This window comes from Micromonospora sp. NPDC005710 (assembly GCF_040630995.1).
Taxonomy (GTDB): Bacteria; Actinomycetota; Actinomycetes; order Mycobacteriales; family Micromonosporaceae; genus Micromonospora.
In genome coordinates this window covers 1-7862 of sequence record NZ_JBEXYP010000049.1, presented here as the reverse complement: position 1 = coordinate 7862, position 7862 = coordinate 1, and the positions used below count along the sequence as shown (strand labels likewise).

Here is a 7862-nt window from a genome sequence, read left to right as displayed (position 1 = left end):
GGACGACAGCGGACAGCCTGGAGACCAGCCCTCCGCTGGCGTACAAGTGGGCGATCTTCGGGTTTTTTCTGGCGGTGGTGACCGCTCTGCTGGTGGCCGGCCTGGTGACCAGGGTGACCCGGCGCGGGCGGCGGCGGGCCGCGCGGGCGATCGTCGCCGCTGACTTCCCGAACGCGCCGCCGCACGCGGCGGCGCGGGTGCGGCGGGTCGAGAAGGCGGTGGCCCGGGCCCGCTTCACCGAGCGCTTGGAACCGCTCTTCGCGGTGTACGCCGGCCTGGCGGCGCTCGGCCTGGCCACCAGCCTGCTCGGCCTGCTCCAACTCCTACCTGGCGACGTGGCGCAGCGCTACGTGGGAGTGCCGGAAGGCATGGTCAACTTCCTGATCGGGTCCGGTAGCTACGTGATCGCCGCGATCCTGCTCGGTCTGGTGGTGGGTGGCATCTTCGCGTACCGGACGGCGCAGTTCCGACGGTACGTGGGTGTGCTCTGGGACCTGGGCACCTTCTGGCCCCGGGCCGCGCACCCGTTCGCGCCGCCCTGCTACGCCGAGCGGGCCGTGCCGGAGTTGGCCAAACGGATCACCTACCTGGTGGAGCAGGGGCAGGGGGTGCTGCTGGCCGGCCACAGCCACGGCTCGGTGCTGCTCGCCGCCACGGTCCTGCAACTGCCCACCCGGATCACCGAGCGGGTCGCCCTGCTGACCTACGGGTCACCGCTGGGCCGGCTGTACTCCCGGCTCTTCCCGGCGTACGCCGACGAGCGGGCGCTGCGGGAGATCGGCAAACGGATCGGCTGGCGGTGGCTGAACCTGTGGCGCGACACCGACCCGATCGGCGGCTGGATCTTCGCCTCCCACCGGCCGGGTGAGGCGGAGACGCTGACCGGGCCGGCCGCGACAGTTGACCGGCGGTTGACCGACCCGCAGGACGTGGTGCCGCCGCCCAGCGACAGCGTTCCCCCACCGATCCTGGGACACTGGCCGTGCGAGTCGCAGGACGCGTTCGCGGACGCGGTACGGGACCTGACCGCGCGGCTGCGCCCGACACGCGGCTGAACCGGCCGGTACGACCGCCCCGGCGGCCGGATATCGTCGCCAGGTGACCCCGTCCAAGCCGCCCGCACGCCGGTTGATCGCCTCGAACAAGAAAGCCCAGCACGAGTACACGGTGCTGCGCACGTACGAGGCGGGCATCGTGCTGGTCGGCACCGAGGTGAAGTCGCTGCGCGAAGGGCGGGCCTCGCTGGTGGACGCCTTCGCGCACGAACGCGACGGCGAGATCGTGCTGTACGGCCTGCACATCGCCGAGTACACCTACGGCACGTGGACCAACCACGCCCCACGCCGCAACCGCAAACTGCTGCTGCACCGGGCCGAGATCGACCGGATCCTGGACAAGGTCCGCGAGGGCGGAATCACCCTCGTGCCGCTGTCGATGTACTTCGAGAACGGCTTCGCCAAGGTCGAGTTGGCCCTCGCCAAGGGCAAGCGCTCCTACGACAAACGGCAGACGCTGGCCGAGCGCGACGCCAACCGGGAGATCGCCCGCGAACTGGGCCGGCACCTCAAGGGCCACCCCCGCAGGCCCTGACACCGCCACGGGGTCGCCCGTCCGCGCTTCGGCGGGCGGGTGCCTCTCTCGCCGGATCCGGACTCCCCCCCGCTCGGCGATCTTGCACTTTCTGTCCCGAGATAACAGGCATTCCACCCATGTCGACGACCGAAACTGCAAGATCGGCGCGAAGACAAGCACAGTAAGACGCACCTGCCGGCTTTTGGACCTCCTTACCCGGGCGATTGCCGCCCAACTTGGTCTTTCTTCATGGCAGATGCGGAAGCTAGGGTGAGCGGGTGACGACGTACCGGATCGGGGAGGCCGCCGACCTGCTCGGCGTCAGTGCCGACACCATTCGCCGCTGGGTAGACGCGGGACGCCTGACAGCCGGGCGCGATGAGCACGGCCATCGGGTCGTCGACGGCGTCAACCTCGCGGCATTCGCTCGCGCTCAGGCCGCCGACCCGGATGCGGGCGCCGAATTCTCCTCGGCTCGCAACCGATTGCGCGGCATCGTTGTCGACGTCCGTAAGGACACGGTGATGGCCCAGGTCGACATCCAGGCTGGCCCGTTCCGGGTCGTCTCGCTAATGAGCCGGGAGGCCGTCGACGAGCTTGACCTGCGGGTCGGGTCGGTCGCCGTCGCGGTGATCAAGTCGACCACGGTCGTGGTGGAGCGGTCCGCACCCGTCCCGGCGCGTGGAAGGACAACCGGATGAACGCGCGAACGAACGACCGGACACACGCAGATACGGCCACGCGAACGAACGGCCGAATGGACCCCGGGGCGGCCACCAGTAACGCCGGGAGCAGTAACGGCGGGAGTAGCAACAGCGCGCGGGGCAGGCGTACGGCGGTGGCTGTCCTGGTCGCGGCCGGCTTGGCGGTCAGCGGCTGCGGTGCGGGCGACGACCGGGCGGCCGGCAGCAACGGGGACGGCCGGGTGACAGGCACCGTGACAGTGTTCGCCGCGGCCTCGCTCACCGAGTCGTTCACGCGCATCGGGAAGGACTTCGAGGCTGCCAACCCGGGCAGCCGTGTGACAGTCAGTTTCGCCGGCAGTTCCGCGCTGGCCACGCAGATCACCCAGGGTGCGCCGGCGGACGTGTTCGCCTCGGCTGCCCCGGCGAACATGACCACTGTCGTCGAGGCGGGCGCGGCCGACGGCACGCCGACCGTCTTCGCCCGCAACCAGTTGGTGATCGCGGTGCCCCGGGGCAACCCGGAGGCGGTGGCCAGCCTGGCCGACCTGACCCGCCCGGGCCTGAAGGTGGCGCTCTGCGCCGGTCAGGTGCCCTGCGGCGCGGCGGCCCGCACCGCCCTGGACGCGGCTGGCGTCGCGCTGACGCCTGTCACTCTGGAGCGGGACGTCAAGGGTGTGCTCGCCAAGGTGAAGCTGGGCGAGGTCGACGCGGCGCTGGTCTACCGCACTGACACGCGGGCGGCGAGCGCCGACGTGACCGGTGTGGAGTTTCCCGAGTCGGCGCGGGCGGTGAACGACTACCCGATCGTCGCGTTGACGGAGGCGCCGAATCCGAACGGGGCGCAAGCTTTCGTCGCGTACGTCCGTTCGGCGCCAGCGCAGGCGGTTCTCGCGGAGGCGGGGTTCCAGGCTCCGTGAGCCAGGTCCGCGACGACGACGCAGTCCAGAGGCCGGCGGTACGGGGGCGGCGCGCCACGCCGCGACGGCGGGGGCGGGTGCCGGCAGGGCTGCTGATCCCGGCCGGGCTCGGGTTGTTGTTTCTCGTCCTGCCGTTGGCGGGGCTGCTGGTCCGGGCGCCGTGGACGACCCTGCCGGAGCGGCTCACCGAGCCGGGGGCGTTGACCGCCCTGCGGTTGTCGGTGCAGACCGCCACAGTGGCGACCGCGTTCTGCCTGCTGCTCGGGGTGCCGCTCGCCTGGCTGCTGGCCCGGGTCGAGTTTCCGGGTCGGCGGCTGGTACGCGCGCTGGTGACCGTGCCGCTGGTGCTGCCGCCGGTGGTCGGTGGGGTGGCGTTGTTGCTGGTTTTCGGCCGGCATGGCCTGCTCGGTGGCTGGCTCGACACCACGTTCGGCATCACCCTGCCGTTCAGCACCACTGGTGTCGTGCTGGCGGAGGCGTTCGTCGCCATGCCGTTCCTGGTGATCGCCGTGGAGGGTGCTCTGCGTGCCGCCGACCACCGTTTCGAGGAGGCCGCGGCGACGTTGGGTGCCAGCCGGTGGACCACGTTCACCCGTGTCACGTTGCCGTTGGTGGCACCCGGTCTGGCCGCCGGTGCGGTGCTGTGTTGGGCGCGGGCGCTCGGCGAGTTCGGTGCCACCATCACGTTCGCCGGTAACTATCCCGGTCGGACACAGACCATGCCGCTCGCCGTGTACCTGGCGTTGGAGACGGACCTGGAGTCCGCGATCGTGCTCAGCCTGGTGCTGCTCGTCGTGTCGGTGGGCATCCTTGTCGCGTTGCGGGACCGTTGGATGACCACCGCATGAGCGGTCCGCTTCTCGACGCCCGGCTCGTCGTCGACCGGGGTGCTTTCCGGCTCGACGTGCCGTTGCGGGTGGCGCCGGGCGAGGTGGTGGCGCTGCTGGGCCCGAACGGCGCCGGGAAGACCACCGCGCTGCGGGCGCTGGCCGGTCTGCATCCCCTCACCGATGGGCACCTCACCCTCGACGGTGTCGACCTGGACTGTCCGGAGACCGGGGGTTGGGTGCCCACCGAACGCCGGTCGATCGGCGTGGTTTTCCAGGACTATCTGCTCTTTCCGCATCTCAGCGCGTTGGACAATGTGGCTTTCGGGCCGCGCCGGCGCGGCGTGCAGCGGCGGGCCGCCCGCGCCACGGCCCGGGAGTGGTTGGGTCGGGTGGGGCTGGACGCGCAGGCGCAGCGCCGGCCCCGGCAGCTCTCCGGCGGTCAGGCGCAGCGGGTGGCGTTGGCCCGTGCACTGGCGGTGGCACCATCGTTGCTGCTGTTGGATGAGCCGCTCGCCGCGTTGGACGCGCGCACCCGGTTGGACACCCGCGCGGAGCTGCACCGGCACCTGTCCGCGCACTCGGGTGCGACGGTGCTGGTCACGCATGACCCGCTCGACGCGCTGGCGTTGGCCGACCGTCTGGTCATCGTGGAGGGTGGCCGGGTGGTGCAGGAGGGCGACGGTCCGAGCGTCACCGCCCGCCCCCGCACCGACTACGTCGCCCGGCTGGTGGGGCTGAACCTGTACCGGGGTCGCGCCGACGGGCACGGGGTGCGGGTGTCACCGGAGCTGACCCTGACTGTCGCCGACCGGTTGGACGGTGAGGCGTTCGTGGCGTTCCGCCCGGCCGCGGTGGCGCTGCATCCGGCCCGGCCGGAGGGCAGCGCGCGCAACACCTGGGCGGGCACCGTGGTCGGCGTTCAGCGTCACGGTGACAGCGTGCGGGTGCAAGTGGACGGGCCGATCGGGGTGTCCGCCGACGTCACGCCGGCCGCCGCCGCCCAGCTGCGGCTGCTGCCGGGTCAGCGGGTCTGGGTGGCGGTCAAGGCGACGGAGACCCACGCGTACCCGGCCACCGGCTGACCGGCGCGAAGGCGGACGCGAGTCAGTCGGTGAGCAGGTCGGCGTGTGCGGCGCGCAGCCGGGCCAGCGTCGGGTCGCTGCCCGGGACGACCCGGCGATCCAGCTCGGCCCATGCCTCGGCGAGCGCCGCGCGGACCGCGCCCAGCTCGGCGGCGTGCCGGTGGGTGCTGCGTCGGTGCTGCTCCTCGAGGCGTCGGGCCCAGCCGGCGGTGACAGTGGCGAGACGGTCGGCGTCGGCGCGGGCCTGCGCGCCGCTGCGGGCGGCTGCGGCGGGGACGATCGCGGCGACCGGGCGGGGATCGCCGTCGCGGGTGACGACGGTGACCGCGTCGGTCAGCTCGGCCAGCGCGACGAGCTGGCTGAACCGGGTGCGCGCCTCACGCAGCGGCACGGAACGCGGCGGGTCGGAATGAGGGGTGAGCGCGGGGACGGCCATGGATGCATGGTGCCGCCCGGGTATGACAACTATTCGTCGTCGTCAGTGGACGGTGCGTGCATGGTGGGCCACTCGTCGGCCAGCACCGACCAGACCTCCAGGTCGATCCGACCGCGCGGACCCGGGCTGACCTGGCGCAGCGTGCCGTCGAGCCGCAGGCCGAGCCGGTCGGCGAGTGCCTTGCTGCGGGTGTTGTCGGCGGTGGTGCGCCACTCCACCCGCTGGATGCCACGCTCCCGCACGGCCCAGTCGACGATCCGGCGTACCGCCGGGGCGACGATGCCTCTGCCCTGCGCGGCCGGCTCAACCCAGCAGCCGACCTCACAGACGCCCCGGGTCACGTCGAACGACACGAACATGACCCCACCGACGAGGGTGCCCCGCCACCACAGCCCCCAGATGCCGCCGCTGTCGCTGGCGTGGAGGTCGGCGTAGCGCTGCAGCACCGCACGGGCCGACGGCAGGTCGGTGGCGACGAAGGACGGCGACACCCAGGGCTGGATGTGCGCGCGGGCCCGATCGAGGTGGGTGAGGAATTCCTCGGCCCGCCACGGTTCCAGCGGGCGCAGCTCGACGTCCTCGGTCAGTGGCAGGGCGAACACCGGGCCTCCCCTCGAATGTGCTTCACATGTCGGTAGCAGGCTCGCACAGGCCCGTGCATCAGGGCCGGGCCGGGGCACGCTCAGATCGGGAGATGGGTACGCAGGGCGGCGAACTGGGCCACTGTCAGGTAGGAGGGGTTGGCGGCCTGCGGCTGACGGAACACCTCCAGGGCGGCGAGCCGGTCGTCGGCGCGCAACAGTTGCCGGGGCACCCGGTCGGGTTCGGGGAGGATGGGCAGATCCAGCGGCACCGTCCACTGCTGCCCCGCTGGGCCTGGGTCGGCGGCCCCGGTGACCCGTCCGACGCCCCACACCCCGTACGGCAGTGGGCTCCGGCTGCCGCTGGCCCAGAAGACCACCGGCTGCCCGGCGCCCATCAACCGCGCCCGGTAGCCAGGGCGGACGCACCAGCTCGTCACCAGCGGTTCACTGGCGAACCGGGCGGCGAGGTCGACCAGGTCGGCGTTGCCCTTGATCAGCCAGGCGCCCAGGTCGTCGAGGCGTACCAGTGGTTCGGTCATCGGGTGATGGTGCCCGGCCGACGGAAGGTCCAATCAGATGATCATGTGGGTCCAGTAGCTGAGCCAGAGGACGAACAGCACGCCCTGCACCAGGGCGAGCGTCGCGGTCAGCCACACGTCGACGCTCGCGTGGCGGGCCCAGCGGGCCAGCACCAGCGCCACCGGGAAGGCGGCGAGCAGGTAGCGCAGCAGGCTCTTGTACACCGGCGGACCCATCGACAGCGGCACCAGCACCATGAGGACGCCATACACCAGGTAGGGGATGTCCCGGCGGCGGAACCCGGCGACGAGCACGGCCAGGACGACCACGGCGAACCACACCCGAGCGGCGTCGCGTGGTTCGCCGGTCAACCCGTCCAGCACCACCGGTACGGGGTTCTGCACTTCGATGCCCCAGCCGACCCGCTGGGCGTGCTGGTAGGCGAACCAGCCGCCACCGCGCCATCGGCAGTACGCCATGAAGGTGAACCATCCGGCGGGGAGCAGCAGCAACGGCCACCCGCTGCGGAGGTAGCCGGACAGGGCGCGCGGCCCGAGTCGCCAGTCGTGTTGCCGCAGCAGCACCAGTGCCAGCGGCAGCGCCACGAGCAGGCCGACGGAGCGGCTCATCGCCAGGAAGTAACCGAACACGCCGACCAGCAGCCACTGCTGCCGTTCGGCGTAGTAGAAGGTGGCCAGCGCGAGGCAGACGAAGAGCGATTCGGTGAGCGCGGCCTGGAACAGGAACGCGGTCGGCAGCAGCACCAGGTACCTGGTGAACCGGCGGGCCGCGGGCGCGTCACCGAGCAGCAGTTCGGCGAGCCGGTGGCCGTACCACAGCGCCAGCAGGAACGCGACGTTGCTGATCAGCAGGAGGGCCAGGGCGGTGTCGCCGCCGAGCAGCGCGCCGACCGGTCGGGCCAGAAAGGGATACAGCAGGGGGAAGCCGAAGTCCACCCACGGCCCGGTCAGGGGCAGGGTGCTCAGCCGCAGGTAGAGCAGCGAGTCCCAGGCGAACCAGAAGGAGATCCACCGGTGTCCGGAGATGTCGCGCTGTTGCGCCCACATCAGCGCCTCGTCCGCCGGTGGAGCCCCGGGGACACCGTCCCAGGCGTGCAGGACCAGGAGCCCGAGCGCTGTGAGCAGCAACTTCGCGCCGAGGAACAGGCCGATGACGTACAGCCAGGGCGCCGGCACCCGGCGGGCCAGGCGCGCGGTACCGCGGCCGGTCGCGACC

9 protein-coding genes and 1 pseudogene are annotated in these 7862 nt (G+C 71.9%); 6 read left to right on the top strand and 4 right to left on the bottom strand.

The features are described from left to right. The 6 genes and pseudogenes from ABZ406_RS30640 to ABZ406_RS30615 all read left to right on the top strand — a co-directional run. A pseudogene (locus ABZ406_RS30640) lies at positions 1 to 1055 on the top strand (hypothetical protein); the annotation flags it as partial. Positions 1056 to 1098: 43 nt separating this feature from the next. Then, positions 1099 to 1590: an SsrA-binding protein SmpB gene (gene smpB / locus ABZ406_RS30635; RefSeq protein WP_357769016.1), complete on the top strand. Its 492-nt coding sequence runs from the start codon at positions 1099 to 1101 to the stop codon at positions 1588 to 1590. Between the two features lie 260 nt (positions 1591 to 1850). Beyond that, positions 1851 to 2273: a MerR family DNA-binding transcriptional regulator gene (locus tag ABZ406_RS30630; RefSeq protein ID WP_357769014.1), complete on the top strand. Its 423-nt coding sequence runs from the start codon at positions 1851 to 1853 to the stop codon at positions 2271 to 2273. Between the two features lie 137 nt (positions 2274 to 2410). After that, positions 2411 to 3175: a molybdate ABC transporter substrate-binding protein gene (gene modA / locus ABZ406_RS30625; protein ID WP_357769012.1), complete on the top strand. Its 765-nt coding sequence runs from the start codon at positions 2411 to 2413 to the stop codon at positions 3173 to 3175. Between the two features lie 77 nt (positions 3176 to 3252). Beyond that, positions 3253 to 4023 carry an ABC transporter permease gene (locus tag ABZ406_RS30620; RefSeq protein WP_357769018.1) on the top strand — a complete coding sequence of 257 codons (771 nt, stop codon included), beginning with the start codon at positions 3253 to 3255 and terminating at the stop codon, positions 4021 to 4023. Then, positions 4020 to 5087, top strand: a complete 1068-nt coding sequence (locus ABZ406_RS30615) for an ABC transporter ATP-binding protein (protein WP_357769010.1) — start codon at positions 4020 to 4022, stop codon at positions 5085 to 5087. Before ABZ406_RS30620 ends, ABZ406_RS30615 begins: the two co-directional genes overlap by 4 nt. Positions 5088 to 5109: 22 nt before the next feature. Here the strand turns inward: ABZ406_RS30615 and ABZ406_RS30610 are convergent, their stop codons facing one another. The 4 genes from ABZ406_RS30610 to ABZ406_RS30595 all read right to left on the bottom strand — a co-directional run. Further along, positions 5110 to 5523, bottom strand: coding sequence for a type II toxin-antitoxin system Phd/YefM family antitoxin (locus ABZ406_RS30610; protein ID WP_357769008.1), 414 nt, complete (start codon positions 5521 to 5523; stop codon positions 5110 to 5112). Positions 5524 to 5552: 29 nt separating this feature from the next. Then, positions 5553 to 6125 (bottom strand): GNAT family protein, encoded by a 573-nt coding sequence (locus ABZ406_RS30605; protein ID WP_357769006.1) that lies wholly within the window; start codon positions 6123 to 6125, stop codon positions 5553 to 5555. Positions 6126 to 6205: 80 nt separating this feature from the next. Beyond that, on the bottom strand, positions 6206 to 6646 hold the full coding sequence (locus tag ABZ406_RS30600; protein WP_357769004.1) for a hypothetical protein: 441 nt from the start codon (positions 6644 to 6646) through the stop codon (positions 6206 to 6208). Between the two features lie 33 nt (positions 6647 to 6679). Beyond that, positions 6680 to 7862, bottom strand: a 1183-nt coding sequence (locus ABZ406_RS30595) for a hypothetical protein (protein ID WP_357769002.1), incomplete at its 5' end; no start/stop codon positions are given.

Coding starts and splice junctions, on each gene's coding strand:
- ABZ406_RS30610 (WP_357769008.1), bottom strand. CDS start 5,523: ATGGCCGTCCCCGCGCTCACCCCTCATTCCGACCCGCCGCGTTCCGTG.
- ABZ406_RS30615 (WP_357769010.1), top strand. CDS start 4,020: ATGAGCGGTCCGCTTCTCGACGCCCGGCTCGTCGTCGACCGGGGTGCT.
- ABZ406_RS30600 (WP_357769004.1), bottom strand. CDS start 6,646: ATGACCGAACCACTGGTACGCCTCGACGACCTGGGCGCCTGGCTGATC.